This is a genomic window from Caldivirga maquilingensis IC-167 (assembly GCF_000018305.1).
GTDB classification, from domain to species: Archaea; Thermoproteota; Thermoprotei; order Thermoproteales; family Thermocladiaceae; genus Caldivirga; species Caldivirga maquilingensis.
In genome coordinates this window covers 1,485,868-1,512,354 of sequence record NC_009954.1, presented here as the reverse complement: position 1 = coordinate 1,512,354, position 26,487 = coordinate 1,485,868, and the positions used below count along the sequence as shown (strand labels likewise).

Sequence of the window (26,487 nt, the reverse complement as noted above, 5' to 3'; positions counted from 1 at the left end):
AATGAACCATGGTGAATGTGAGAAGCATAGCCATAGCCTTAACAATGGTTGCGATCCTACTAACCTCAGCATACTTAACGCGCCTAATCACCCAACCAAGCCCCCACGTCTACACAGTAACCTCAACAACACCGGCACCACTCGTCCAATACTACGTTAATCAACCATCACTACTGAATAATACGCAATTAACATCATTAATCAAGGCCATTGCCAAGACTAACCTAGCCCCGGTCATTGAAGGCGCCATAACCGGGGAGGCTGGTAACACGTTACTTAGCCTCCTGGAGTTGAGGCAGTATAATGAATCCATGACTAAGGCGTTCCTTAACGGTAACTTAACTGGGGCTAGGTTAATTGCACTTAATGGTGTTAATGAGGCTTCAAGCATCTATAATTCACTAATCCCACTCCTGGCTAAGCTCATTAGCATACTACCCCCTGAGTATGGGCAGTACATTGAATCCTATAATAAGTCACTGGTGGATTACTTGATTAGGCTTAATGAATCATTCCTAAGGGTACTGAACACGAACTACACTGGAACAAGGATTATTATCCACGTTAACGCCACTAATGTAGTGCCCGGGGAGGGTTTAGTGGTTACGGGTAGGTTGATTAACGCCCTGGGTGAACCCATTGTTAACGCCTCAATAGCAGTAATGATTAATGATACCTTAATCAACGTGACTAAGACTAGTCTAGGTGGGTGGTTTAACTTAACCATAAGTTCACTGAGGGTTTACGGGCATGTGGTTGACTTAACCGCAGTCTTCAACTCATCAATATACTCAACCTACCTACCAGCCAGGGGTATTGTTAACATTACTGTTAACACCCTTAACTCAACAATCATCGCTGAGGCTAAGCCAACACTATGGGGTTCACCAATAATAATAATGGGTTTCGTTAATGGTTCAGGTAGGGTTGTTTCAATTAAGGCTGGTTCAATTAGGATTAACACAACCACTGATGAGTTAGGGTTCTTCAACGCATCAATACCCACAAGCCCCCTAAGGCCTGGTGTAGTCAATATCACCCTGTACGCCGAACCCAAGGGCCCCTACGCCCCAGTTTCACTTAGTATTAACGCCACAATAATCGCCCTAAGCCCCAGTGTTAAGGTTAAGGCACCAACCCTAGTCACCGGTATGCCTACGGGTATTGCGGTTGAGTTGACTCCACTTAATGCTACTGGGGTTAATGTAACCTTAGTGACTCCCAGTGGTAATGAGTCATTCATTTTAAGTAGGAGTCATGAAGTCATCCCTGTTAAACTACCGTTAACCCTTGGTTCAGGGGTCTACAAATTCACTATAGTGGCTGGTGGAAGACCACCCTACGCTCAATCAATACTCTACTTCAATGCACTAGTCATTAACCCTATTCAATTAACAGCACCCTTGATCCTTGCCTTAACCATACTACTAATGTATAATAGGAGGAGTATTAGTGGCCCTAGTGAACATGGGGTTAATGAGGTTAAGGTCCCTGTTAGTGGGGTTGAGGTTAAGCAGTTACCATTACTAATCCCCTATGATTCAAGTAGGCTCAATGACCCCAACGTGAGAATAATCGTAACCCAATTCTCCAAGGCTTTAAGGCATATTATTAACAAGACTGGTAACGCACCTAACCCCAGTGAGACACCAAGGGAGTACTTGAGTAGGGTCAGGGGCCTGTTGAGTAGTGGGGAGTACCTCACCGTTAGTGAGTTATTGGGTATTTACGAGGAGGCAGTATACTCCAGTAGGGTTATTAGTCAGGGTGTCGTTAAGCGTGTTGAGGAGTTGCTTAGGGGGTTGATTAACCATGAGGACTAGCCTAGTGGCCGTAGCCTTGGCGATGGTGGTCTTATTAACCATACTGATTGCTGTATCAATGGCGCCCACTAACATACCTTATGATGTCAATAACCCCAATTGGGATGGTTACTCCAGGGCCTCAGCCCTATGCGGGTTTAAGCAATTATACGGCTTGAGTAATGTGAATAATGCATCATTATTAATCCTGATACCGCAGACGCCTCCATCCGCTCGATTAATTAATGAGTTAAGGGGCTTCTTGACTAATGGTGGTTGGTTAGTAGTGTTGAGTAATGGTTTAATGTATGGGAACGCGGTTTTAAGCGGGCTCCACGTTAACGTGACTATTGGTGGTGGCGTTATTACGGATCCATTGTTTAACCTAGGTAACCCCTACGTGATAATAGGTACTGTGGTTAATACTACTATTGTTAATGAGTCATTAACCGTAGTCCTAGATAATGCGTCACCAATAGTGGTTTCAGGTGGCGCCACTGTTATGGCTTATTCAAGCCAATCCAGCCTAGTCTCCTCAACTGTGGGGCCTTACCCAGTCATGGTTTATGTTAAGTACGGTAGGGGTTACTTGATTGTTGCCTCAACGCCATCAGTCTTCATGAATTCACTCATTGGTGAATTCAATAATTCCCAACTCCTAAAGGCGTTATGCGTTAATAGGACTGTGGGGTTCCTTGAGCCACTGTTAGCCAATAACCCCCAGTTGAGGCTTAGGGGATTCTTCATTGAGGCCTACGCCTACTTAAGTCTAAGGCCTGTGAACTACATTATGGTTATGGCTCCATTAATCATAGCCTCATTGGCTTTGGCAAAACATAAAAACACTTAATCAACCCGCATACTGAATGAGCAGTGTTACTGAGGCCCTTAACAGAATTAGGGGTTTCATTAGTGGAGTCTTCATGGGTAACGACTACGCAATTAATGTGCTCCTAGCCACAGTCATGGCTGGTGGCCACGCATTATTAATGGGGCCTGTGGGTAGTGGTAAGACAACCTTAGCCAAGGCCCTAGCCAAGGCCATTGGGGGTAGTTTCAAGAGGGTTCAGGTAACTAATGAGACACTCCCATCAGACATACTCGGCTTCGTGGCCTATACTAGGGATGGGGAGGCTAGGGTTGTTAAGGGTCCAATATTCGCCAACGTTGTTCTACTAGATGAGATTAATAGGGCCCCGCCAAGGACATTATCAGCCCTCCTTGAGGCAATGCAGGAGGCTCAGGTTACGTTGGATGGAAACCCGCTTCAATTACCTAAACCTCATGTGATTTTAGCCACGATGAATGTTGAGGAGGTGGAGTTGGGTATAACTAGGCAATTACCCATAGCCGTGTTGGATAGGTTCATGGCTAGTTTAACCATAGGTTACGTTGATAGGGATAATGAGAGACGCATCCTATCCAGTCTCAATAGTATTGAATCCATGGTGAATTCACGGGATAATAACCCTAAGGTCATTGATGACTTCCTGGACTTAATGGACCAAGCCTCTAGGGTTTACGCTAGTGATGATGTTATTGATTACATAATGAATATTACTGACGCCATTAGGAGTGATGGGAGGCTTCTACTACCATTAAGCACCAGGGCTTCAATAAGCGTACTTAAGTTATCAAGGGCCATAGCCCTACTCAACGGTAGGGATTACGTAACCCCAGATGACGTTAAGGTGGCTGTACCACCGGCATTAAGCCATAGGATTATTCTAAGGCCTGAATTCGCCAACACTCTAAGGCCCATTGATGTAATTAACGATGCACTCAATAGGGTTCAGCCACCAGTCTATATGGTAACTGAGTGATGGTTAAACCATGAGGCTTAACACCAGTGTGGTTAGGAAGATACTACCGGCATTATACATACTGCTTGGTGTAAGCAACCCAGTGGTGCTTGCCTCATCAGTAATACTCCTAATCCTTGAATTAACCCACTGGGGTAGGCGTGATGAAGCCTTAACGCTAGTTAACATAGCCGTAGCAGGCTTAATCCAATTCCCGCTGGGTTTAGTATTGGAATTAGCCATAATACCCATACTCGACTCAGTACTTAGGTTGAGGCGCATTAACCAACCCCTAGCCTACATAACACCCATAGCCGCCTCAGTGCTAATAGCCTACATACTCATTAACCCATACACTGCACTGCAATTAGCGGTGCCGTTAATCTACATTCTATTAGCCATGGCTATTAGCCTCGTTAAGCTTTCACTGGTTAGGTTCACGGCCACTACTGATGGTGAATTAAGAACCGTAGCCGGGACGCCGCTGCAGTATAGGCTTAGGGTCATTATTAGGCCTAGGGTTAATGCAGAGGCCTCAATAGAGGCCCCAGGCGGCATCAGGGTGAGTGAGGTTACGTGGGGTAGTGGTGAATTGAGGCTTGGGTTAACGGCATTGTTTGAACTGGGTGGTGTCTATAGGCCTTTAATCAGGGTTCAGTTAAGGGATGTGAGGGGGTTGGTTAAGGTCATTAAGGTAATTAGGCACCCACCTATTATCGTTACCCCAAGGACTCAGCAGGCCCTTGAATTAGCTGAGGGTGTTTTAGCCAGGGCCTCAGTGTACGGTGTTGGGGATATCTCAGACCTGAGGGAGTATGAGCCAGGTGACCCAATTAGGAGGATTCACTGGAAGAAGACTGCTCAATTAGGTAAGCCCGTGGTTAAGCTGCTTAATGAACCATACGCCCCAGGGGACGTGCTAGCCTTCTCCTACGCAACCAATGCCGTTAAGCTTGATAAACTAGGCAGCCTAATAGTGGCCACAGTGACCCAGGCATTATTGAGTGGTGAATACGTTAATGTAGCCTTAGTGAATAGGAGTGGTGAATTAATGTTCTTCAAGGTGACTCAGGGGAACTTTAATGAAACCATGAGGCTCATTTTAACTAACCTAGAGAACATTAATGCAAGCATCCTCGGTGGGGGTGATTACGTGGGTTACTTAACTGTGATGCATAATGCATTAATCAGTAGGCTAACCCAAGCCACCTCAGGTTTAAGGAGCCCCGTAATCGTGGGTGATGGGGACTTGATTAACTGGGTTTGCTTAAGGTTAAGGGACTTTAAATGCCTACTAACCTAACACAATAAATTCTTCCAACGCGGGAGTCAGATGCCTAGTTCACTCTTGAATATTGATAATGCGTAATCTATGTCATTCAACGGTATGTTCAAGATGCCTAAAGCCCTCTTATTGCTTAAGCTACTATCCCTCGGTCTCCTAGCCTTATAATTAACATCACTCAGCCTAATTGGTTTAACCAAATCCTCATTAAACTTAAAGTACCTGGCTATGGCCTTAGCGAAATCAAACCTACTCATCCTAGGGCCGGTTACGTGAAGAACCCCAGTGAACCTTGACTCCACTAGCCTAAGCATTGCCTCACCAATTATGGTGTTTAATGTTGGTGAAGACCACTGATCAATAATGGCATTAACCACCTCACCCCTTGAAAGCTTCTCAACCACAGTCCTACCGAAATTCACCCTACCAGGCCCAGTGCCGTAAACCCAGGCAACCCTAATAATTGAGCCACCCAGGGCCCTAGTTATCTCCTCGGCCAATAGCTTACTTAAACCGTAGTAGTTAATTGGCCTTGGGGCATCATCCTCATTATACAGTCCCCTCTCACCATCGAAGACGTAGTCCGTTGATAAGTAGTATATTGCTGAACCAACCCTATAAGCCTCCCTGAGGAGTATCCTTGAGGTCTCAACATTAACCCTATAGCATAAGTCAGGTTGATCCTCACACTGGTCAACATTACCCACGGCAGCCGTGTGAATAACTACATTGGGCTTATATTCATTAATCAACCTTGAGGCATCCTTAGTTAAATCAGCCTTAACCACAGTGGCATTAGGCACATTAACAGGGTGCTCATTATAGACACCAATAACCTCATGAATCCCAGCCAATTTAACAGCAGTCTTATAGCCCGGTGATGAACTAACCCCAGTCACAAGTATTATCATCACTAACCCAGCGCCTAAGCAATTATAAAAATTACATAATTCACAAACCTTAACACAGGCTTGGCACTTACGATTATGAGAAGCATTAAGTAAGGACACTACGTCTACCAGTTTAAGTCAACATGAATCCTAATAACCAGTAAGCCCCCTCAACAATAACCCCATTACTACCACCCCAAGGGCGTAAACCATTAAAGAAACCCCAAGCAACCCAGCCTGAATGCTTAAGGAACTCCTAGTCACCCAGGCAGTACTATACGGCATCGCCTACGCATTCCTAGCCTACCTAGGCGTCACCAACCTAGGCGTCTACGTAACAGTAACAGCCTTAATATACATAACCACGGTACTAGTCTACAGTCCATTACCCAGGAGGCTTAGGATCATTAATAACATTATCACGGCCGCATTAATAATAGCCTTCATATACTTCACAACCATTAAAATAATATCAATACTAGCCTAAACAATACGCCTAATCCAACCCACCATTAGACTTAGAACTGAGGATCTACTAGTAGTCTAAAGGCATATTCGAAGCACACAAGTGGTATAAATCTAAGATTAGCCTAAATCTACATTACATGAAGGAAGTATGGAGGAAAATAATATTTTTAAGGGTTTTTAAGAGTGAATTAAGGAACGATTACCTCCTCCTTAACACTATTATTGCTGCTACTGCTGCTATGACTATTACTATGATTACTATTCCTATTACTAGTGTTGTTGATACTACTGGTTTAGTGATTGTTACTGTGCTTACAGCCGTAGTGGTTGTTGTGCTTACTACTGTGCTTGTTGATGTTACAGTGGCAGTACTAGTCACAGTAGCAACAGCAGTTGAAGTAACAGTGGTTGTTGAGGTAGTGGTTGATGCGGTTACTGGAGTGTATATTGTATGGAAGTACGATGCAACGCAAGCTAAGTTAAAGCTGCCTGGTGTTATGCCGAGGAAGTTTGCGTAATTGGCGTACTTAGTCCAAAGTGAACCATTAAGCATAGCTTCCGCTAATGGTGGTATTACGCCAGGAGGAACAACACCACCGAAGTATAATGGACCAGGCATCCAAACGCCACCTGAAACACCTGGAACACCCCAAACCTGCTGAGGCGGCATAACCACGTATTGAGCTATTAGGTTGGCTGGACCAATAGCCATATTAACGGTTGGTGCATTGGAGCATTCATACGCCCAATCCAAGTCAAATACATTAGGATCCCACTGCTGCGGCTCAAGCTTCTCACCCCACTCTAGTTGAGGCACAAAGTAATTCCACCATGCAAACAATACCTCCACAGCCTCCTCATACTGTGGACTACCTGGTACGGCTGAGTAGAAGGCGTACTCAGCATTGGTTATGTTAATCCAACCGAGGGTTGAGTTAATGCATGTAACTATAGTGGAGTTAGGCATGGGTAATGATAACGTCACTGGTGTGCATGTTCCATTAGGCCACTGGAATGGGTAAGGCAATGATGTGTTTATGAATAGGTTACTGTCGAAGGGATTAACCCACATTGACCAACCAGTGTAGTAACTTACTAAACCAGGCCCGAAGTAATCAGCAGCCTGGTAATCACCAGTTATCAGTATATGACTTGAGTATGTTGCAACATCCTCAGCAAGTGTAGTGGTTGGTATACCAAAGATACTAAACTGCTCCGCAGCATTAGAAACAGCGGCGACCTGGTTAGTGAATTGGGCAGGCATCATTAGCGTCATCTTAATTGGTTGACCACCTGGAGTATACCATTGCCCATTCTTCTCATAGAAACCAGCACTCTCAAGTATTTCAGCGGCCTTAGTCCAATTAACGGTATACGTCATGTAATCATACACCATGTTCTGTATTGGCTGAGGATACGTGGAGAGTATGTAGTCTGGGCTTGGTATGTTACGCCATAGAGGCAGTATCCATGATGAATTAGGTACACCAGGTAAGCCCCATGCAGCTGCCATTTCAGTCCTATTAAGGACCCATAATAATGCTTGCCTAAACTTAAGGTTAAGCCACATGTTATTGGTTGGGAAGTTGTAGGCGTTAATGGCGATAGCGTAGGTTGACCATGCGTAAAGGTTAATGTTCTTAAACCCATGCTGCATTGCTGTCTCTATCTGCTGTGATGATAAGCCAACGTATGCCCAATTAGCCTTACCAGCGATTTCAAGGGCTAAGTCTTGAGTATTACCACCAGGGTACACTGACTCTACTTCAGGGTAGTAGTTGAATGTGTTGAATGGGAATAATTCATCCCAAATGGCTAATAACGGCTTACCGTTAAAGTACATGGGCTCAAGCTTCTCAACAACAGTATTAGTGCTAATGAAGGTTAAGTAGTATGGGCTTAAACCCCAGTACGGTGGTACAAACTCCGTTACGTTCGTTGAGTACTTTGCCGTCTGAGTAACGTTCATTGTTTTGAGTTTATCCACTATTGGTTCCCATACTGAGTATGGTGTACTAATCTGGCTTGCTAGCAAGAATATCCACTCTGTTGGGCTCCATTTCTGGAATAGGAATTGAATAGTATAGTTATCCAATACCCTAATGTCTTCATCAGCATATTGAGGTAACATGTATGGGTAGTACCATTTAAACGCCTTAACACCAATATAGAAGTATGTGTAAACATCCCAAGCAGTGAAAGGCATTACCGCTGAACCATTAAACCAATACAAGCCCCTCCTAAGGTAAACAGTCAAAATACCTGAACCATTAGGCAAAACCTGAATAGTCCAATTCTCAGCAAGAATAGGCCAGAAATGATTAGTAACTGGGTTATAGAACGCTAGGGGAACCCACGTGGAAACAACACCCACTAGATTACTGGGTGTGTAGGGGTTGAACACTGGTATTCCAGGTGCATATATGTACGTGCTTGATTCAGCATTAATAACTGTGAAAGTCTGCTGCGCATAAACCACGGTAGTCACCAGTAGTGTTACTGCAAGGAGTAGTATTACTGCCTTCATGACCCCGCTCATAACACTATTTGCTGCAATCACCTTAATAAACTAGTATTAGAAAGCTTACGATATCAATAATTATATGTAAGTAAACCCACTGTACACTATAAAATTACGTAATATTTTACCTCACATTAACCATTACATTCACCAGATTGTATCACCACGGTATCGCATGCGGCTTTTAAAAATGACATATAGTACATTAACTAATGCGCTTTGGGAAAATTTTTAAATTTCTTAAAACATATTGAGTTTAATGTACATCAATAGTGATAGATTAACTTATGTGGAACTCAGTTTAATTCACTTATCCGACTGGACCTCAAGGGTTAACTTTGATTATGAGTATGTTGTCATGAAATCTGATATTAATGCATTGAGGGGTTACTCCCTTGAATTCTCAATACTCAAGGTTAGGGATAAGGATTCATTGAAGAGAATAATGCGCATTATTAGGAGTAGTGACGCAATAATTGATGTAGTTGGGTTCAGGGAATTGAATTATGGGTACCCTAAGAGAATTGCCATCGTGTTGAAGAACAGTTTAAATGACTCCACTAGGTATAAGGCATGGCAGCTAAGTGGTTTTGAGACTAAGGATCACATAGTTAATGGTATTGAAAACTGGGGTTTCATATTCATGAATAAGGATTCCATTGAAACCTTTAGGAGACAATTAGAAGACAGTGGTAGAGTATTATCCTTCAGGGTTAGGGACATTGATTTAAACGACGCATTTAACCTGGTTAACTCTAGGAGTATTCACGCATTATTAACTAAGAACGAATTAAAAGTACTCAAGGCTGCCCATAAAGGCGGCTTCTTCGATGAACCTAGGGGAATTAACCTAATTAACCTAAGTAAAGCACTTAACCTATCCCCATCAACTGTTAACCACGAGTTAAGGAACGCCCTACGTAAGTTGCTTAGCCAATACCTTGGGCTTAACCAATACCCATATGAGTAGATTCAAGGCCCTTAACCATTACTTTACACAGTGAATATTAATAATTAATTCATCAACATCACTAAACCTTTATTAAGGAATTCAAGGAATCAACAATTAGAATCATCACCCTGTATTAGTCACTTAACTTAATACCCTCCTTACAGCCTCCCTGTGGAGTGGGCTTTGCCATGCCGTATACTTACCAATACCTAGTTCATTATCCCTCTCAGGTGGTGGTGAATCCACCCATAGGTACTCGTCCCTGGGGTATATGTTGTCGATTATTAGGTTCAACTCCACTAACTTATTCATGAGCATTACCCCATCCCTACTCATGAGTGTGTCCGGGTCCTCTAATGCCTTCATAAGCAGTTTCTTATCGTTTTCACTGAGTGATTGAATGAAGCTTATCAACCCCTTACTCCTAATAATCCTATTAACCACTTGATCAACACTCCAGTGGGCCTCATAGAGCATTTCAAGCATCCATGGATTTCCCCCAGTTAGTTTCCATAATTCCTCAAGACTTGGTTTATCGCCTGGTATTTGATCATAAAGCTCCTTAAAACCATCCTTAGTCATATTCCACATTGTTAGTAAATTCGCCCACCTATGCCTACCAATCTCACTCTTCGAGACTCCCTCACTGGTAGCGGTTACGGCCACTATTTTTTCGTATTGTTCTGGTGGGTATTCTATTAGGTTTAGTAGTGCTTTAACGTAGAGTGTTGATTCCTTAACCCCAATTACCTGGAATGCATCATCAACAATAACAGCCACCCTACCCCTAGTAACCTTAATCAACTCCTTAGCCACATCGAAGGCTAACCAAACCAATCTACCTAACGCATCCTGGCTAATAGTCTCCTTAATAACGGCAAGGAACCTATCCCTCAAAACATTGAATCCCGTTAAAAACTCCCTATTAATTGGATTAACGTAAACAACATCAAAACCCAAACCCCTAAGCAACTCCACAGACTGCCTAAGCCAAGCAGTCTTACCACAACCCTCAGGACCATAAACAACCTGAACGGGATAAGTACCTCCCTCAGCCCATTTCTCAATACGCCTAAGAGCCCACTCCCTATCAACGAAATCAACTCGAATACCCGCAAAACTAAGCTTAATCCTACCCACGTTAATCATTCCCCCTAACTCCCCTTTAATACTTTCAGTAACTAAGTAGGTTAAGGGGATGTATTACTCCATAAGGTAGCCGAAGGGCTTAGGAAAAGGAGACTTGATTATATAACTGGAGCTCAATGTAGGGGTAAGGTAAGTGAGGTACTGCTGACTGCGTATGCCAAATTTCCTGGCGGTGAATATCAAAGGATGTTATCACGTACATCCTAAATGTGTTAAGTGAGTTTGGAATCAATAAACTCCTGGTGTCTATGCCGTATGAATTAATTGAATTAAGAAATAATGATAGTATGAATAAAGATCTAAGAAGTTATATTTATAAAGTACATTTATAAAATAATGTAATAGTGAGCTACAGTGGTAAATCGGGGAAGAAAAAGACCTTGGATTGTACTGGGTTTTGATATAGAAACTTGCTCACCTGATAAACTGCCTCACCTTAATGATAAGGTTCTTGCCATTGGGGTAAAGCTAATTGAATACAAAGGATCAATAAATACGATGAGGAATACGAAAAGCAATGAGAATATAAAGAATCAACTTGAGGATTTTGGAATTAAAAGTTTGATCGATTACGACGAAGAGTGCAACAAAGCTGAACAGAAATTATTAAACGGCTTCAAGAAACTTATTGAGAATATACCTAATGATGCTACGGCCGTACTTACGGGTTTTAATATACTAAGATTTGACATACCATTGCTCACTAATAGAAGTTTAGCCAATAGAGTATTCAATGATCTAACAGAAGCTGAGGAATTCTTCTTTAATAATAAACAGAAGAGAATATTCGTAGTTGATTTGCTAGATATATATAGATTTGCAACATTACCAGTACTAGTATTAAAACAAGATAATTTAAGTGAAATTATAAATGAGAATTTATCTAAGAGGAATCCAGATGTAGATAAAGACACGCTACTGAGAAATATTAAGGGGTGTAAAAAATAGAAAAAGTGTAGTGAGTATAAAAGATAAGTTTGAAAATATTAAGAATAAACTAAGAGGAGATTTAAATAATGTAGAGCTACTTTGGAACACCATAATAGATAGGGAAAGAAAAAAGGAGTTGCTAGAGAAGCTACTAAATTTTAAACAATAGAAGGGTCCATATCCTTAGCAGTAGCCTTTTTATCCTTCACTTCTTAATCAGTGCCCCGGCAATGAGTAGGGCTGGGAATAGTCAGACCCAGGTGTACACTGAATTCTTTAAGACAGCTATGCAGAAGCTGAATTACTAAGCCTACAGTAGCTTAAGTGATTATTACTTAAGTATTAACACTTACGTGGGCTTTAATGTAGGCCCTTGTTAATAGCTACTAATCATCAATAAATTCTCCATCGTATTCTAACATGCATATCTAAAGATTGGGACTAACCTGCATGTTCATTGTTATGGTTAAAATAATAATAGATTCACTAAGCCATTGTAATCTAAAATTAACTAAATCCAGAGATAAATCAAAGATTTCTAAGTAATTAAGCTACATTTTAAATGCACCATGGCCATTTATTAATGGTTGCCCTTTAAATCCTCAATTATTATCTCGGCAACCCTCTTACCGCTCATTATCATTGAACCGAATATGGGACCCATCCTTGGTAGACCATGTACCGCCGCCACAGCCATCCCCGTTACGTATAGTCCATCAATGACCTTACCTGTATACTTAACCACAAGATCCTCTGCAACCCCTACGTAGGCTGATTTCTCACCGCGAACCACTATGCCCAATTCCGGTATCTTCCTGGAGGCCACTGCAGCCACCTCAGCGTCGTGGCCGGTGGCGTCTACGACTGCATTGGACTCAATGAAGAATGGGTCTGTGTGGACCCCTGCCATTTGGATTGTAGCCCAGTAGAGGGCTAGGCCAGTTATCCTTGGTGGGTTATCCCTGTATATCACGTCATCCACGTGAACCCCAAGTAGGAACTTGGCCCCAGCGTCAATGGCCTTAACGGCTAGCTTAGCTATCATCTCGGCAGGATCCACCGTGAAGAGTCCATCACCCATGTCCATAATCTTGATACCGAAGTCCTTAGATAGTATTTCTGAGACTGGGTGCTCAACAATGATACTTGGCAAATGGCTAGCTGCTCCTCCAATACCACCCCCGAAGCTAAACCTCCTCTCTAAAACCAAGGTTTTCAAGCCCGCCTTGGCTAAGTAGTAGGCGGCCGTCATCCCCGAGGGCCCTGCACCCACTATGGCTACGTCGACGCTTGAGTACTCGCTTAGGAGTTTTAGTGCTGAGTTCACAATGGCCCTTGTTATACTGGCCTCCCTAATGGATATGCCGGCCATACTACACAGTAATTAACTGGTGATTATTTAAAGATTGTTATTGTTAATCAATACTATTTTTATTGAACACAAACACCAAGCAATTAAGGTGTGGCCACTGTGGTAGAGTAATCATTAGTCAGTCCATTGTGGTTAAGAGTCCCTGGATCCAAGAGTATTCGCAATCATCATTATGGCTGCGCTTATATTAACTTGAGGTGAGTTAATTATAAATAACTAGAGGGTGTACGAGTCATTGTGAGGATTCTTATACTTGGTGTTGATGGTTACCTGGGTTGGGCACTTGCGCTTAGGCTTATAAGGAGGGGTCATGAGGTTATTGGTGTTGATAACTTCTACACTAGGAGGGCTGTGGAGGAGGTTGGTTCATGGTCTGCTTTACCGATATTAAGCATGGAGGATAGGGTTAAGGCTGTGGAGGAGGTTTATGGATCGAGGCTGGTTTTCCATGAGGCTGATGTGACTGATTACGATGCCGTGAGGCACATTATTGAGAGGCATAGGCCTGATGCAATAGTTCACTTTGCTGAGCAACGTTCAGCACCATACTCAATGATTGATGTTAACCACGCCTCCTACACAATGGTGAATAACCTTAAGTCAACCCTCAACGTAATCTACTCAATAAGGGAGGTTAATGGTAGGATTCATTTACTTAAAATGGGTACACTGGGTGAGTTCGGTTACCCAGCCTTCAAGCTACCTGAGGACGCCTTCGTTGACGCTGTGATTAATGGTGTTAAGGATAGGGTACTTGTACCGAGGTGGGGTGGTTCATGGTATCATTGGAGTAAGGTCTTCGACTCTTACATGCTTGTTTACGCCAATAAGCTATGGGGATTAACCATAACTGACTTCCACCAGGGGCCGGTCTACGGTACGAGGACCAGTGATATTGTTTCAGATGAATTATTCACTAGGTTTGACTTCGATGATGTATGGGGCACTGTGTTCAATAGGTTCTGCGCCGAGGCTGTGATTGGCCACGAGTTAACAGTCTACGGTACCGGGCTTCAGAGGAAGGGCTTCACCTCCCTTGAAGACACCACCGAGGCCCTGACACTACTCCTGGAGAATCCCCCCAGTGACGGTGAGTATAGGACTGTTTACCATTATAGGGAGGTGCTGACGCTTAACACCATAGCTGACTTGGTTAAGGAGGCTAGTAGGGAGGTTTTGGGTTATGAACCACAGGTGGTTCACTTACCTAACCCAAGGGTGGAGCCTGAGGATGACTTAAACTATGAGCCTGAGAGGAGGGTTCTACCTAGGTTAGGTATGTATGGGTTAAGGAGGAACATGAGGGATGAGGTTAAGGGTATATTAAGGGACTTAGCCAGGTATAGGGGTAGGATTGAGGCTAAGGCTAGTGTACTTAAACCCAGGGTTAAATGGAGGGGGAGTTAGGTTGAATCACTGTTGACGGGGGAGGACCCGTAGGCATTTATGCAGCTTAAGCACCTCAAGTTCAGTGTTTATCCCATCAATGACATCATCATTAACCTCATACTTAATACTCTTCATTAAGTAATCCCTAATCACCCAATCAGGCACATTAAGCCTACCAGCCACCTCCCTGATCAACGGCTCGGGATTACTCATGAATGAGTTAAGGGACGCCTTAATGGCATTAACCACGCTCATTAATTCACCAACACTCACCCCAATCCTCGCAACCATTACAGCGTAGACTAGGGGTTTACCAATCCTCCTCTCCCAAAGCTCACCAACATCAGTAATGTAGGGTAAGCCTAGGGCAGTCATCCTAAGCGCCTCATCACCAATAACTAAAACACCCTCATACCTCCTTAAAGCCTCATAGGGGTCTGAAACCCTCTCGAAACTAATCCCCATTAATGCTGATAATACACCAGCGTTAACACTAGTGTCCTCAATGGCGGCGTAACCCTTACCGGAGCCCTTGAATAACCTAGCCGATAACACAGGCCCCCTACTGTAGACTGCGAAGTAGGGGACCATGTTGACTACGTCGCAGTGCTGTGAGGCGTAGGTTAATGGTACGAAGGCTACATCAACCTCCTCCTCTAGGATTAATTTAATAGACTCATTATTACTCACGGACACTGGGTTTAACCCCGAGTACCTGAATAATGGATCACTGTGGGCGTACTTGAGCCTTGCAATCCTCATTAATTCACCTCAATGAGCCTTGTGTGGAATGTGTCCCTAACCATAGGCCTCCTACCAACCTCCCTAGCAATGTGAGCCAACTCAGCCACGGTGGTTGGCTTCAAGGCGTCGCCTGAGCCGGCTTGCCTAAGCACTTGTTCATTAATCATGGTTCCAACTAAGTCATTAGCCCCAGCCAGTAGGAGTGTTGAGGCAATCCTCTTACCCACTGAGGTCCAGTAGGCCCCAATCCTCTTAATAACGCCCCCAAGCACAATCCTTGATATTGCAGTAACCTTAACATCCAGTTCAGTGGGTGCAGGACCCTTAACTAATCCATCCTTATAGAGCCTTGTATTCCATGGAACGAACTTAATGGGTATGAAGAGTAGTATGCCATTGGTCTCCTCCTGAAGCCTCCTTATTGAGAATAAGTGGTCTATTATGTGGTGGGGCTCCTCCACGTGCCCATACATCATTGTTGCATTACTCCTTAAACCCAATTCATGGGCCTCATGGGAAATCCTCAACCAGGCTTCGGCATTAAACTTATATGGGGTAATAATCTTCCTAACATCCTCACTGAGGATTTCAGCCCCACCCCCTGATAATGCGTCTAACCCAGCCTCCTTAAGCCTCTCAAGAACCTCCCTAGTGCTCATGCGCCAAATCTTAGCGTAGAAATCCACCTCAGCGGCAGTAGGCCCCTTAATAGTAATCTCCGGTGCAGCCTTCTTAACACTGCTGAATAACTCCTCAAAGTACTCTATGGTTAAGTCTGGGTGAAAGCCACCGTTAATGTGGAGTTCACTAACCCCGTAATTAGCCCTAGCCTCAAGAACACCCTTAACAACCTCCTGGGGACTCCTCAGGTAGGCTTCAGGATGACCCTTAAGCCTATAGAAGGCGCATATTGGGCATTGAGCCACGCATACGTTAGTGTAGTTAATAACCACGTTATTAACGAAGGTAACCGTGTCCCCGGTGATCTTCATTGTTAATTCATCAGCCACCTTAGCCAGCAACCTGAAGTCGCATTGAGTGAATAGGCTTAAGGCAGCTGTTTTACTAACCCCATTGGCAACCGCGTTCCTAACATCATTAATGGTGCACATTATTGACTACCCATTGGACTAACTTAAAAAACTTAACCCAATAAACCCAAGGAAGCGAACCCTTGAGTTAAAGTTAAAGAACCTAATTTAACCCAATCCTCAATGAGTCAGGCATTGGAGAAGGCCCTTAGTGGTGAAGAGTTGAAGCCCCCTGATATTGAGGAGCTTCTTGAATTAAACCTATGGGACCTAGGCATCGCTGCAGGGGAGTTAACTAGGAGGTTGTTTAATGGTGTGGTGACCTTCATACCCAATCTAATACTGAACTACACCAACGTCTGCACAATAGCCTGCAGCTTCTGCGCCTTCTATAGGCCACCTAGGCACCCTGAGGCATACACCATGAGTGTGGATTACGCCGTTAAGCTTGTTACAGAGGTTGATTCAAGATTCGGTATTAGGCAGGTTCTAGTGCAGGGTGGTATTAATCCTGAATTAGGCATTGAGTACTACGAGGAATTATTCAAGACCCTTAAGGCTAAGCTACCCCACGTGGCTATTCACGGTTTAAGCCCCATTGAGGTTGATTACCTAGCTAGGAAGCATAGAATGAGTTACAGGGAGGTTCTTGAGAGGCTTAAGGCAGCTGGAATGGATACGCTAGCTGGGGGTGGCGGGGAGATTCTGGTGGATGAGGTTAGGAGGATTATTGCACCACATAAGATTAGTGCTGAAACCTGGTTGAGAGTAATGGAGATTGCCCACGGGTTAGGCATAATGAGTAACGCAACAATGATGTACGGGCACGTGGAGTCTAAGGCGCATTGGGCTGAGCACCTATACAGGATTATTAGCCTACAGAGGAGGACTCATGGATTCCTATCCTTCACCGCGTGGAATTTCGAGCCAGGTAACAGTGAGTTAACTAATAAGGTTCCTTACCCATTAACATCAGCCACATTACTGAGGGTGGTTGCCGTGGCTAGGCTTGTGTTTAAGGGTGAGTTACCTAATATTCAATCAAGTTGGTTAACTAATGGTCTTGATACTGCTCAATTAGCCCTCAAATTCGGTGCAAACGACTTCGGTGGAACACTATACGAGGAGAGAGTAATACCAGCAACCGGGTTAAGTAAACCAGTATTCACAAGGGATTACGTAATCAACATGATTAGAAGCCTAGGATACAAACCAGCGGAACGCGACAACTGGTATAGGGTGTTAAAACTATACGACTAAAGTAACCTAATTCTTAAGGAATTAATGTTAAGCCTAAAATCCACTTTAAGGGGATTAGGCACATTGATGATGAGTTAGGCCTCATTTAAGAGGGGGTGAAGACGGTTATTCTTTAAGTTAAATCAACCATATTACCCTTTTACTTATGGCGAAGGCGTACTCAACGGCATTAACTTAACTCCCCCCTTAAACTCCACTTCTTAATCAAGTTACCATGCCTTGAATCAAATGTTAAGGCTCCTGTACATTCTAATCCACGTGTATAGGCTTTCCCCACCAGCCACCAGCTTATTCTTAAGAATATTATAGGCTGAGGTATAGCCCCTGTAGACTAGGTATGCGTAGTAGGCGTTTATCTTAGCCCTAATTATGTTTGGTTTACTGTTCGGGCTTGTTAATATGCTTAAACCATACCTGAACTTATTCCTAGTCTCAACATCAGAATTATTAAGCTTCTCAACCATAACCATTAATTGATCAATAAACTCATTAATGTAGGCGTCGTAAGGCGCCTTAACACTCCCCCTTAATACCTCAAGCACAGCCTTCTCATACTCTTCTCTAACCTTAGCCTTATTGGAAGAACCCACGTTAAGTTAAACCCTAATTAACTTTAAAGTTTTAACTCATGTTGAGTCCACCAACGTGTAGTAACTCATCAATACATATATTAATTAGGAATGGTATGGGGATTAATGAGGAGGAAACACGCTTAATTAAGCCTTAAAAGCCTACTTACGTATATAGTATTCACCTGGCTTAGCGTATAGGTTACTTGGCTTAATTAATGAACCAGCCACAACTAGGAGTGCACCAATCATCATCATTAATGAACCAGTTAAGTATGAGTAGGGTAAACCCACTGTTGCCTTAACCAGTAGGGCTAAGGCCAGTGAGCTAAAGGGTCCAATGGCGGCGTTAATGTTCCAGCCCAGTGAAATCGCCGACCACCTACTCTCCACTGGGAAGAGCGAGGTGAAGTACATTGTCTGTGGGGCTGCGGCTAAGCCGAATAATATACCCGTTAATAATGATGCGTAGTAGGCGCTTGGGCTTAGGGTGAAGGCGAGGTAAACAGCTGGTGGTGCGGTTAAGGCTAGTAGTATGGCTGGGTATATGAAGCTACCCCTAACGCCGGTTTTAAGTACAATTAAGCCGCTTAAAACCTCACCAATCACCGCCCCAATACCACCGTAGACTGTTAACGTGTAGGCGTAGGTGCTTGCAGCCTTGGCGCTTACCCCTAGGCTTGGGGCAATTATCCTAGGTAGTACATATGGCCAGTAGCCTAAGCCACCGTAGTAGTATATTGTTAAGCCTAGGTTAATTAAAATTAGTATAAGCATGTTAACCCCCCAAACCCTCCTACTGGCTATGGGGATAGGCTTCAATGAACCGGATTCCCTAGCCCTCAACCACTCAGGGGATTCAATACCAAAAACCCTAATCAAGAAGGCCACTAGGGCTAATACTGCACCTATGTAGAATAGTATCCTCCACCCATTAGCCGCAAAGGCCGTGTAACCTATACTACCCTCAACAAGTATGCTTATTGCGCCGGCTAGGAAGACTGCCCAGGATAAGCCACTATACATTACACCATTTAATATAGGCTTCCACCTGGGGTTAACCTGCTCAAGGGCCCAGGTAGCCCCACCGCCAGCCTCACCGCCAAGCCCAATACCCTGAATAAGCCTAATCACGTATAAGGCAATTGGCGCCGCAACACCTATTTGGGCGTAGGTGGGTAGGAGGCCTATGGCTAGGCTTGCTGCACCCATTAATGCAGCATCAATGGCCGTAGTGGTCCTCCTACCGAACTTGTCCCCAAGGTAACCGAAGATTAATGCACCCAGTGGCCTTGCGAAGTAGGTTATGGCGAAGGCGAACCATACTGTGACTAGGCTGAGTTTAAAGACCCCCTCAAGTATTTGGGAGAGGATTGAGAAGACTATTATATCATAGTACTCGAGACCCCATGCAAGCATTGTTGATACTGAGGCTAAAGTGTAGTACCTTGCCTTAACCTCACCGGTTGACACAGGGTGCTCATTAATTAAGCTTAATAAGTTTTTCTAACTAGTGAGCCTTGGTTTTAAGGGCCTTGAAGACCTCTTCAATAACCCTAATGGTTTCATCAACCACATCCCTACTATGCGCCGCTGAGGTGAAGTTAACCTCGTATTGACTTGGGGTGAAGTAAACACCCCTACTCAACGCCTCCCTGTGGAAGGTTAGGTAAAGCTTCTCGTCACTGGCCCTAACGTCTGCAGGGGTCTTCACGTCACCCTTCTTGAAGTAGAATTGAAACATTGACGCTATTCTCTTAACCACAATATCGAAGCCGCTTCTTGAAGCTGAGTCAAGTATTGCCTCAGTAATCCTCTCCGCAGCCTCATTGGCAACCTCATAAACCCCACCACTCTTAATCACCCTAATGGTCGCTAACCCAGCGGCTACTGATACTGGGTGGGCATTGAATGTACCGGCATTGTAGACTGGGCCCTGGGGTGTAATCATGCTCATTACATCCCTCCTACCACCGAAGGCACCTATTGGGAAGCCGCCGCCGATTATCTTACCCAGTGTTGTTAAGTCGGGTTTAATGCCGAATAAGCCCTGGGCCCCATTCAACCCAACCCTAAACCCTGTTATAACCTCATCGAAGAGGAGTAAAGCCCCATACCTCTCAGTTAACTCCCTTGTAGCCTTAATGAATTCTAAATCCGGTATTATTAAGCCGTAATTACCCGCTATGGGCTCCACTAGGAGTAGGGCTATTTCACTACCATGCTCCCTGAAGACCCTCTCCAAGGCCTCAACATCATTATAAGGAACCACCAGGGTGTATTTAACTGCATCCTCAAGGATACCGGCGCTTGTTGGAACACCCCACGTGGCCGCCCCACTACCGGCCTTAACAAGGACGTAGTCGAAGGCGCCGTGGTAATTACCCTCAAACTTAACAATATACCTCCTCCCAGTGAAGCCCCTAGCCAACCTAACAGCATTCATCACTGCCTCGGTACCCGTGTTAACAAACCTAATCATTTCAACACTCCTAATACTACTGTTAATCTCCTTAGCTAACTCAACCTCATTCCTGGTTAACGCCCCGTATAACCAACCATCCTCAAGACTCCTCCTAACAGCCTCAAGGACAGTGGGGTGCCTATGCCCTAGGATTAGGGGGCCGAAGCCCATGCAGTAGTCAATTAACTTAACGCCATCAATAGTGTAGAGGAATGCACCCTCAGCCCTCTTAACTATTAATGGAGTAGGCAGGTGCTTCATTGCCCTAACCGGACTATTAACCCCACCTGGGAATAGGCTTAAAGCCTCCTTGAATAACTCAGCCGCATCAGTAGCCATGATTAGGGTTAGGCCGCGGACGGTTAAAGCTTTCCTCAATTAAGTTAAGTAGGGTTACGCTTTTAAGAATATTATAGAGCCGGTTAACGTAATGGCGGTTGGTTCAATATACTTAACGCTACTGGAGTTCGCAATACTAGTAACCACTGCAGAATCCCTCAGCCTAATCCTAGCCAAGTACAAGTACCCGAGTATTGTGGCAGAGTTACTGACTGGTATAGCATTAAGCCCATATGCCCTAGGCGGGTTACTTAACGCCTTACTCCACGTTGACTTATTCTCAATAAACAACTACGTGGTGTTTCTATCCGAGTTCTCAGTAATACTCCTCCTATTCGCCTCAGGGCTTGGGCATGGATTATCCTCACTTAAACAGGGTGGATTCCCTGGGTTAATGGCTGCTGTAGCCGGTGCCATATTACCCTTCATGACTGTTTACTGGTACTGCACTAGTGTTGGTTTTAGTCAAGTGGCTGCATCACTCATAGCCCTATCAACAGCACCCACTAGCCTAGCCGTTGTTGCTAACATTATTGAGAGGGAGGGGCTTCATGAACTCCCAAGCACCAAGGTGCTTGTGGCCGCTGCCTCAGTGGATGACGTGGTTGCACTCATACTGCTCTCCACATTACCCACAAGTCCCAGCACTGATTCAGTAGCAGGCTTTACGCTACGTATAGTTAAAATAGCCGTTCTCTGGGTAATCTTCCTGACTGCATCAATATTACTTATACCTAGGTTACTTAACAGGATTAATGAATACCTAGTGGTCTACGCATCACTAATAGTGTTGTTTGGACTAGTGGTTTCAATGGTTGCCTCAGGCTTCTCAGCAGTAATAGCATCCTTCATAGCCGGTGTAGCGGTTGCGGAAAGCAGGGAGTCAGGTAGGGTTAGGGCGTCTATTGACGCATTATTAGCCATATTTGGTTCAATATTCTTCATAACCATAGGCCTCCAAATGAACTTCAAGACAATAACCAACTTAACGACTATCCTCCAATCCCTAATAGTATCAGCAATAGCAATTATAGCTAAGGTTATTGGAGTTTACCCATTCGCCTACATTAAGTTAAGGAACACATCCGCCTCATTAACAGCATCACTAGGCATGGTGCCTAGGGGTGAAATGGGGTTGGTGATCGCCTCAATAGGCTTATCAAGCAGTCTACTAAACCCAAGTGAATACGGCTTAATACTAATAATGGTTCTTGCAACCACAATAATTGGTTCAATACTATATAGGAGGAGCATTAGGCTTAACATTGAGGGGAATTAAGGAGGTCACTCTGGAGTGTTAAAGGGCTATGTGGAAAACCAAGGAAAAGAGTAACATTATATAACTGCCCTTCAACCACAAGATTTACCCAACTTAAAGATACTCAAGGTAATTTAAATCGAAGCTAGAGTTTACAACATTGAATACGCTCAATAAAGCCAGGAAAGAGAAAGGGAAGATAACTCCACGGAGCGCACAGGGCATGCTTAAGGACTTGAGAATGAAGAAGATCTCGCGTACTTCAAGGCTCCCAAATGGTTAACAATCATGGTGCAACATGAGAAGGCTCCAGAAGAGGGGGAAGATTGGGATACAAACTTCAAGGTAAGGGAACCACCTAGTCCCTTCAATAATAGTTACGTGAAGGGAATTATAATAACCAAGAACGTAAGTGATTTAAGGTAAAGAAAATGCAACCTCCAAGTACTGAGAGGAAAGTGGAAATTGACCTAGACAATAAGACGTTAAGGGGACACATTCCCCACTCAAAGCCTACAGGAGGAGCTACTTTGAAGTCTTAGAGGAAAAATAAGCTTAATGATCCAGCTAAGGGATTAAACATATCTAAGGCAACCTTAAATGAATACGTAAGGAATAGTTTAAGCAAATAATAAAGAAAATGAATTTAAATATTTTTATTTGCTTATCTTCTTCTTAATGCTATTACAGCAGCCACTACTGCTATTACGATTACTATTATTACTATTCCTGCTATTAGTGCTGTTGATATTACTGGTTTAGTCACGGTTACTGTGGATACTGCCGTAGTGGTTGCTGTTGATGTTACAGTGCTTACGGCTGTACTGGTTACTGTGCTTGTAACAGTGCTAACAGCCGTAGTGGTTGTTGTAGCAGTAGTAGTGGTTGTGGCAGTAGTCGTTGAAGTAGTAGTCACCGGCGTAGTAGTAGTTGTGGTGGTTGAAGTAGTAGTAGTGGTCGTAGTAGTTGAAGTAGTGGTTGTAGTTACTGGAGTGTATGTTGTGTGGAAGTATGATGCTACACAAGCCTGTATTGATGTATCTGGGTTAGGTAAACCAATGAAAGCCGCAAACTGAGGATACTTAGTCCACAACGAACCATTAACAATGACTTGAGCTAACGGTGGTACTTGACCTGGTGGTGCCCATGCTCCGAAGAATAAACCACCAATTACATTAACAGGCCATCCAAATGTCATACCAGGTAAATCATTCTCATAGATTAGAGTCTCACGGGTATAGAATGGTAGACAATTATAAAGCCACATTGGGTCTATTAGACTCTTAGCATACTCAAGGGGCTCAATCTTCTCGCCAAGCGGTATCACTGGCACGTAGTAGTCGTACCATGCGAACAAAGTCTTAACCGCTAAATCATATGGTTCACTACCTGGCGCACTTGCACCGAAGAATACTTGCCAGTTGGTTAAGTTAATGTAGCCGGATGTTGAATTAACACACCATACTACTGTGCTATTGGGTAGATTCAATGATGCTGGTGCAGTGACTGGCGTGCATGTTCCATTAGGCCAAGCGAATGGGAACACGCTATGGTTAGTGTATGGCTGTATCGCGGTACCGAACACCCACCATGGCCAATTAAGGAATGTCCAAGCACTGATTAAATTCTTAACGTAAGTCTTCCAGCTTATTGCGGCTTGGTACATGCTTTGCGGTATAGTGGTGCCCCAGTATACACCAGTATCCTGCCCTATTAGACTTGCCTTAAAGCCGAATGCTGATAATTGCTCAACAGCCTCACCAGCCATTGTCATCCAATCCTGCCAACCACTAGGCCCATAAACATAAAGCGTTATTGGAGTACCATTCGGGAAGCTCCAGTAATTACCGATCTTCTTCAAACCAATACTCTCAAGCATTTGAGTAGCCTTACTTGGGTTGTAGGAGCATGGTATTAGGACATCACTGAAGCTTGATGGATATGAATCGACTGTGGATGGTAACACTGGTGCTGGGTAGTAGTCTGGATTGAAAAATCCCCATGCCGCCACCACAGATGTCCTATTAAAAACATAGCATAATGCCTCCCTGAATATTGGGTCATTATAAGGCCAACCATACTGAGGATTAATGGTTATGCCGAATGCGGAGAAGTCTGGACTCAGGTAAACACCAACGGTACTACTCTTATTAAGCGTAGCTACCTGCTGTAGTGATAAGCCGACGAAGCCCCAGTTAGCCTTACCAGCGAGGAAGGCGGTGAATGCCTGAGTATTACCACCAACATACCACTCTATGGCTGTTGGGTTGTAGAGGAAGAAGCTGTTCACTGGGAATACTTGAAGCCAGGCATTAAGTATGCTTGATGGCTCTAGGGTGTAGTCGAAGTAAGTTGTGCTTATGTAGGATAAGTAGTATGGGTTAAGGCCCCAGTACGGTGCAACGAACTCAGTAATATTTGTTGAGTATTTAGCTGCCTGCGTGTAATTCATTGTCTTGAGTTTATCCACTATTGGTTTCCATGCCGGGTATGGTGTGCTTATCCAGCTTGGAAGCATCCAGTACGGTATCATTGGTGTCCACTTCTGGAATAGGAATTGAATAGTATAATTGTTTAAAACCCTAATATCACTATCCACGTAAGTTAAGTTAATCCACGGTGTATACCAGTCAAAGGCCTTAATACCAATGTAGAAGTATGCGTAAACGTCCCATGCGGTGAAGGGCATTGTAGCTGAGCCATTATACCAGTATAAGCCAGGCCTAAGGTAAATCGTTAATATACTTGAACCATTAGGAAGAACTTGAACAGTCCAATTCTCAGCCAAAACAGGATAGAATTGACCAGTAAATGGGTCATAAATGGCTAGAGGCAGATAAGTCTCTGCTGAACTAACCAGGTTACTTGGGGCATACGGATTATACACTGGAGTACCTGGAGCATAAATGACTGTTGTTGGTGCAGCCACTATTATTTGAGGAGACGAAGCTGCATAGGCGATATGACCCCCAAGGATTACTGTGATTAAGGCGGCTACTGCTATTGAGGCCAGTACGTAAGGAATTATTGACCTACTCATCAAGTGGGTAAAAATATAAAGTATTTAAGTTTTATTCCAATATCTGAAACTATTGAGTAATATGGTTCTTCACATTAGAATGTAATTAATAAATAAATTAAGTATCCATTAGGTGAGACTTCATTAATGCCTCCAAGTTATTAATTAATTCCTCAGCAATATGCATTGGTGGTATTGTTGCTCTCAAGCAGTCCTCACACATTACTTTACCGCTTAGGTTCCTTAGTATGAAGCCCCTCTTAAACAACCCCTCATACACTTCATTCGGCTTAAACACGTGGAATGTTATGAAGTTGGTCACTGAACCTAATGGTCTTAGACCTAGTTCACTAAACCTCCCATACAAATACTCCCTAACCTTAATCATTTCACGTATACTCTCCTCAACATAATGCCTAAGCTGTAGTGCCTTACTTAACATGGCTATTGATGGGTATGGTATATTGTGTGGTAGTGAAATCCTCCTAAGCCCCTCAATAATTACCTCGGAGCCTACAACATAACCAATCCTAAGCCCAGCCAGTCCCCATGCCTTTGAGAATGTCCTAACAACAGCAACATTATCGTAATGTTTAATTAAGTTAATTAGAGTGAGGCCTGCGAAGTCGGCGTAGGCTTCATCAATGATTATGAGTGAGTTGAGCCTTGAAGCCAAGTACTCGATATCACTCTTATTGAATACGTTACCGGTTGGGTTATTTGGGTTGCATAAGTAGACTACGTCAGCATCATGACTCTTCTTAACAATATCCTCAACATTAAGTTGGTAGTCTGGGTTAAGCACTGATTCCTCAACCCTAATACCCATGGATTCAGCGATGGCTCTAGGCATTGAGTAGGTGGGTTCAATGATGAGTAGTTTACGGTTACCGTGCAGTGCGAATTGGGTAAGTAGCCTAATACCCTCATCACCACCAGCAGTGGCGAATACGTTGCCAGCATCCACGTTAATGTGTTTGGCTATGAGCTCGTTAAGTGTTGGGTTAAGGGGCTCGGTGTAGTACCTAATTAAGTCAGGATCCAGTAATACACTGAGGATGCTTTCATAGTACTCCCTGGGTAGGAATAGGTTCTCATTGAAGTGAAGCCTATACGCATTAAACCCAACGTTAGGTTCCTCGTAGAAACCAATACCTAGGACATCCCTCCATTTAGCCACGCATCGACTTAACTTGAAGCTAAATAAATTTTAAGTTAAGTAAGTGGGTTATGTTGATAACGC

At 43.8% G+C, this 26,487-nt stretch carries 22 protein-coding genes; 11 read left to right on the top strand and 11 right to left on the bottom strand.

Annotated elements, in window-relative coordinates; genetic code table 11:
- Positions 1–8: 8 nt before the first annotated feature.
- From CMAQ_RS07355 to CMAQ_RS07340, 4 genes are read left to right on the top strand one after another with little or no spacing between them, the layout of a single operon-like run.
- The gene (locus CMAQ_RS07355; protein WP_012186474.1) at positions 9–1,823 is read left to right on the top strand and encodes a DUF4129 domain-containing protein; all 1,815 of its coding nucleotides are present in this window, start codon (positions 9–11) and stop codon (positions 1,821–1,823) included.
- A complete protein-coding gene (locus CMAQ_RS07350; protein WP_012186473.1) occupies positions 1,813–2,652 on the top strand; it encodes a DUF4350 domain-containing protein in 840 nt (279 codons plus the stop codon). The genes CMAQ_RS07355 and CMAQ_RS07350 overlap by 11 nt, the downstream gene beginning before the upstream one ends.
- A gap of 16 nt (positions 2,653–2,668) precedes the next feature.
- Positions 2,669–3,625 carry an AAA family ATPase gene (locus CMAQ_RS07345; protein WP_012186472.1) on the top strand — a complete coding sequence of 319 codons (957 nt, stop codon included), beginning with the start codon at positions 2,669–2,671 and terminating at the stop codon, positions 3,623–3,625.
- A 10-nt stretch (positions 3,626–3,635) separates the two neighbouring features.
- The gene (locus CMAQ_RS07340) at positions 3,636–4,907 is read left to right on the top strand and encodes a DUF58 domain-containing protein (RefSeq protein WP_012186471.1); all 1,272 of its coding nucleotides are present in this window, start codon (positions 3,636–3,638) and stop codon (positions 4,905–4,907) included.
- A gap of 26 nt (positions 4,908–4,933) precedes the next feature.
- On the opposite strand, the gene CMAQ_RS07335 is transcribed toward CMAQ_RS07340, so the two are convergent.
- Positions 4,934–5,800, bottom strand: coding sequence for an SDR family oxidoreductase (locus tag CMAQ_RS07335; RefSeq protein WP_012186470.1), 867 nt, complete (start codon positions 5,798–5,800; stop codon positions 4,934–4,936).
- Positions 5,801–6,020: 220 nt separating this feature from the next.
- Here CMAQ_RS07335 and CMAQ_RS07330 point away from each other — a divergent pair, with 220 nt between their 5' ends.
- Positions 6,021–6,266, top strand: coding sequence for a hypothetical protein (locus tag CMAQ_RS07330; protein WP_012186469.1), 246 nt, complete (start codon positions 6,021–6,023; stop codon positions 6,264–6,266).
- 180 nt (positions 6,267–6,446) lie between these two features.
- Here the strand turns inward: CMAQ_RS07330 and CMAQ_RS07325 are convergent, their stop codons facing one another.
- The gene (locus CMAQ_RS07325; RefSeq protein WP_012186468.1) at positions 6,447–8,786 is read right to left on the bottom strand and encodes an ABC transporter substrate-binding protein; all 2,340 of its coding nucleotides are present in this window, start codon (positions 8,784–8,786) and stop codon (positions 6,447–6,449) included.
- Between the two features lie 241 nt (positions 8,787–9,027).
- On the opposite strand from CMAQ_RS07325, the gene CMAQ_RS07320 reads away from it, so the two are divergent.
- Positions 9,028–9,738 (top strand): helix-turn-helix domain-containing protein, encoded by a 711-nt coding sequence (locus CMAQ_RS07320; RefSeq protein WP_012186467.1) that lies wholly within the window; start codon positions 9,028–9,030, stop codon positions 9,736–9,738.
- A gap of 123 nt (positions 9,739–9,861) precedes the next feature.
- On the opposite strand, the gene CMAQ_RS07315 is transcribed toward CMAQ_RS07320, so the two are convergent.
- Complete coding sequence (locus tag CMAQ_RS07315; protein WP_012186466.1) at positions 9,862–10,869, bottom strand: ATP-binding protein; 1,008 nt, start codon at positions 10,867–10,869, stop codon at positions 9,862–9,864.
- 354 nt (positions 10,870–11,223) lie between these two features.
- Between CMAQ_RS07315 and CMAQ_RS07310 the strand changes: the two genes are divergently transcribed.
- The gene (locus tag CMAQ_RS07310; protein WP_012186465.1) at positions 11,224–11,817 is read left to right on the top strand and encodes a 3'-5' exonuclease; all 594 of its coding nucleotides are present in this window, start codon (positions 11,224–11,226) and stop codon (positions 11,815–11,817) included.
- 562 nt (positions 11,818–12,379) lie between these two features.
- Here CMAQ_RS07310 and CMAQ_RS07305 read toward each other — a convergent pair.
- Complete coding sequence (locus CMAQ_RS07305) at positions 12,380–13,171, bottom strand: sulfide-dependent adenosine diphosphate thiazole synthase (RefSeq protein ID WP_012186464.1); 792 nt, start codon at positions 13,169–13,171, stop codon at positions 12,380–12,382.
- A gap of 237 nt (positions 13,172–13,408) precedes the next feature.
- Between CMAQ_RS07305 and agl3 the strand changes: the two genes are divergently transcribed.
- Positions 13,409–14,578 (top strand): UDP-sulfoquinovose synthase, encoded by a 1,170-nt coding sequence (agl3, locus tag CMAQ_RS07300; protein WP_012186463.1) that lies wholly within the window; start codon positions 13,409–13,411, stop codon positions 14,576–14,578.
- Positions 14,579–14,584: 6 nt separating this feature from the next.
- On the opposite strand, the gene CMAQ_RS07295 is transcribed toward agl3, so the two are convergent.
- Together CMAQ_RS07295 and CMAQ_RS07290 are read right to left on the bottom strand one after the other, a co-directional pair.
- Positions 14,585–15,322, bottom strand: a complete 738-nt coding sequence (locus CMAQ_RS07295; protein ID WP_012186462.1) for an MqnA/MqnD/SBP family protein — start codon at positions 15,320–15,322, stop codon at positions 14,585–14,587.
- Positions 15,322–16,416, bottom strand: coding sequence for a CofH family radical SAM protein (locus CMAQ_RS07290; RefSeq protein WP_012186461.1), 1,095 nt, complete (start codon positions 16,414–16,416; stop codon positions 15,322–15,324). The genes CMAQ_RS07295 and CMAQ_RS07290 overlap by 1 nt, the downstream gene beginning before the upstream one ends.
- A gap of 102 nt (positions 16,417–16,518) precedes the next feature.
- Here CMAQ_RS07290 and mqnC point away from each other — a divergent pair, with 102 nt between their 5' ends.
- On the top strand, positions 16,519–17,595 hold the full coding sequence (mqnC, locus tag CMAQ_RS07285; RefSeq protein WP_012186460.1) for a cyclic dehypoxanthinyl futalosine synthase: 1,077 nt from the start codon (positions 16,519–16,521) through the stop codon (positions 17,593–17,595).
- A 224-nt stretch (positions 17,596–17,819) separates the two neighbouring features.
- On the opposite strand, the gene CMAQ_RS07280 is transcribed toward mqnC, so the two are convergent.
- The 3 genes from CMAQ_RS07280 to hemL all read right to left on the bottom strand — a co-directional run bounded on the left by CMAQ_RS07280 (position 17,820) and on the right by hemL (position 20,967).
- A complete protein-coding gene (locus tag CMAQ_RS07280; RefSeq protein WP_012186459.1) occupies positions 17,820–18,185 on the bottom strand; it encodes a hypothetical protein in 366 nt (121 codons plus the stop codon).
- A gap of 141 nt (positions 18,186–18,326) precedes the next feature.
- Positions 18,327–19,637, bottom strand: a complete 1,311-nt coding sequence (locus CMAQ_RS07275) for an MFS transporter (protein ID WP_012186458.1) — start codon at positions 19,635–19,637, stop codon at positions 18,327–18,329.
- A gap of 37 nt (positions 19,638–19,674) precedes the next feature.
- Positions 19,675–20,967, bottom strand: a complete 1,293-nt coding sequence (hemL, locus tag CMAQ_RS07270) for a glutamate-1-semialdehyde 2,1-aminomutase (RefSeq protein ID WP_012186457.1) — start codon at positions 20,965–20,967, stop codon at positions 19,675–19,677.
- A gap of 91 nt (positions 20,968–21,058) precedes the next feature.
- On the opposite strand from hemL, the gene CMAQ_RS07265 reads away from it, so the two are divergent.
- Together CMAQ_RS07265 and CMAQ_RS10725 are read left to right on the top strand one after the other, a co-directional pair.
- Positions 21,059–22,246: a cation:proton antiporter gene (locus CMAQ_RS07265; protein WP_012186456.1), complete on the top strand. Its 1,188-nt coding sequence runs from the start codon at positions 21,059–21,061 to the stop codon at positions 22,244–22,246.
- A gap of 267 nt (positions 22,247–22,513) precedes the next feature.
- On the top strand, positions 22,514–22,651 hold the full coding sequence (locus tag CMAQ_RS10725; protein WP_156769873.1) for a hypothetical protein: 138 nt from the start codon (positions 22,514–22,516) through the stop codon (positions 22,649–22,651).
- Positions 22,652–22,889: 238 nt separating this feature from the next.
- Here CMAQ_RS10725 and CMAQ_RS07260 read toward each other — a convergent pair whose 3' ends face one another.
- Positions 22,890–25,265, bottom strand: a complete 2,376-nt coding sequence (locus tag CMAQ_RS07260; protein WP_012186455.1) for an ABC transporter substrate-binding protein — start codon at positions 25,263–25,265, stop codon at positions 22,890–22,892.
- A 97-nt stretch (positions 25,266–25,362) separates the two neighbouring features.
- Entirely contained in the window at positions 25,363–26,424 is a 1,062-nt protein-coding gene (locus CMAQ_RS07255; protein ID WP_012186454.1) for a pyridoxal phosphate-dependent aminotransferase, read from the bottom strand.
- Positions 26,425–26,487: the final 63 nt, after the last annotated feature.

Coding starts and splice junctions, on each gene's coding strand:
- CMAQ_RS07325 (WP_012186468.1), bottom strand. CDS start 8,786: ATGAGCGGGGTCATGAAGGCAGTAATACTACTCCTTGCAGTAACACTA.
- CMAQ_RS07265 (WP_012186456.1), top strand. CDS start 21,059: ATGGCGGTTGGTTCAATATACTTAACGCTACTGGAGTTCGCAATACTA.
- CMAQ_RS07290 (WP_012186461.1), bottom strand. CDS start 16,416: ATGTGCACCATTAATGATGTTAGGAACGCGGTTGCCAATGGGGTTAGT.
- CMAQ_RS07260 (WP_012186455.1), bottom strand. CDS start 25,265: ATGAGTAGGTCAATAATTCCTTACGTACTGGCCTCAATAGCAGTAGCC.
- mqnC (WP_012186460.1), top strand. CDS start 16,519: ATGAGTCAGGCATTGGAGAAGGCCCTTAGTGGTGAAGAGTTGAAGCCC.
- CMAQ_RS10725 (WP_156769873.1), top strand. CDS start 22,514: ATGGTGCAACATGAGAAGGCTCCAGAAGAGGGGGAAGATTGGGATACA.
- hemL (WP_012186457.1), bottom strand. CDS start 20,967: ATGGCTACTGATGCGGCTGAGTTATTCAAGGAGGCTTTAAGCCTATTC.
- CMAQ_RS07305 (WP_012186464.1), bottom strand. CDS start 13,171: ATGGCCGGCATATCCATTAGGGAGGCCAGTATAACAAGGGCCATTGTG.
- CMAQ_RS07350 (WP_012186473.1), top strand. CDS start 1,813: ATGAGGACTAGCCTAGTGGCCGTAGCCTTGGCGATGGTGGTCTTATTA.
- CMAQ_RS07355 (WP_012186474.1), top strand. CDS start 9: ATGGTGAATGTGAGAAGCATAGCCATAGCCTTAACAATGGTTGCGATC.
- CMAQ_RS07320 (WP_012186467.1), top strand. CDS start 9,028: ATGTACATCAATAGTGATAGATTAACTTATGTGGAACTCAGTTTAATT.
- CMAQ_RS07345 (WP_012186472.1), top strand. CDS start 2,669: ATGAGCAGTGTTACTGAGGCCCTTAACAGAATTAGGGGTTTCATTAGT.
- CMAQ_RS07335 (WP_012186470.1), bottom strand. CDS start 5,800: ATGATAATACTTGTGACTGGGGTTAGTTCATCACCGGGCTATAAGACT.
- CMAQ_RS07340 (WP_012186471.1), top strand. CDS start 3,636: ATGAGGCTTAACACCAGTGTGGTTAGGAAGATACTACCGGCATTATAC.
- CMAQ_RS07330 (WP_012186469.1), top strand. CDS start 6,021: ATGCTTAAGGAACTCCTAGTCACCCAGGCAGTACTATACGGCATCGCC.
- CMAQ_RS07315 (WP_012186466.1), bottom strand. CDS start 10,869: ATGATTAACGTGGGTAGGATTAAGCTTAGTTTTGCGGGTATTCGAGTT.
- CMAQ_RS07295 (WP_012186462.1), bottom strand. CDS start 15,322: ATGAGGATTGCAAGGCTCAAGTACGCCCACAGTGATCCATTATTCAGG.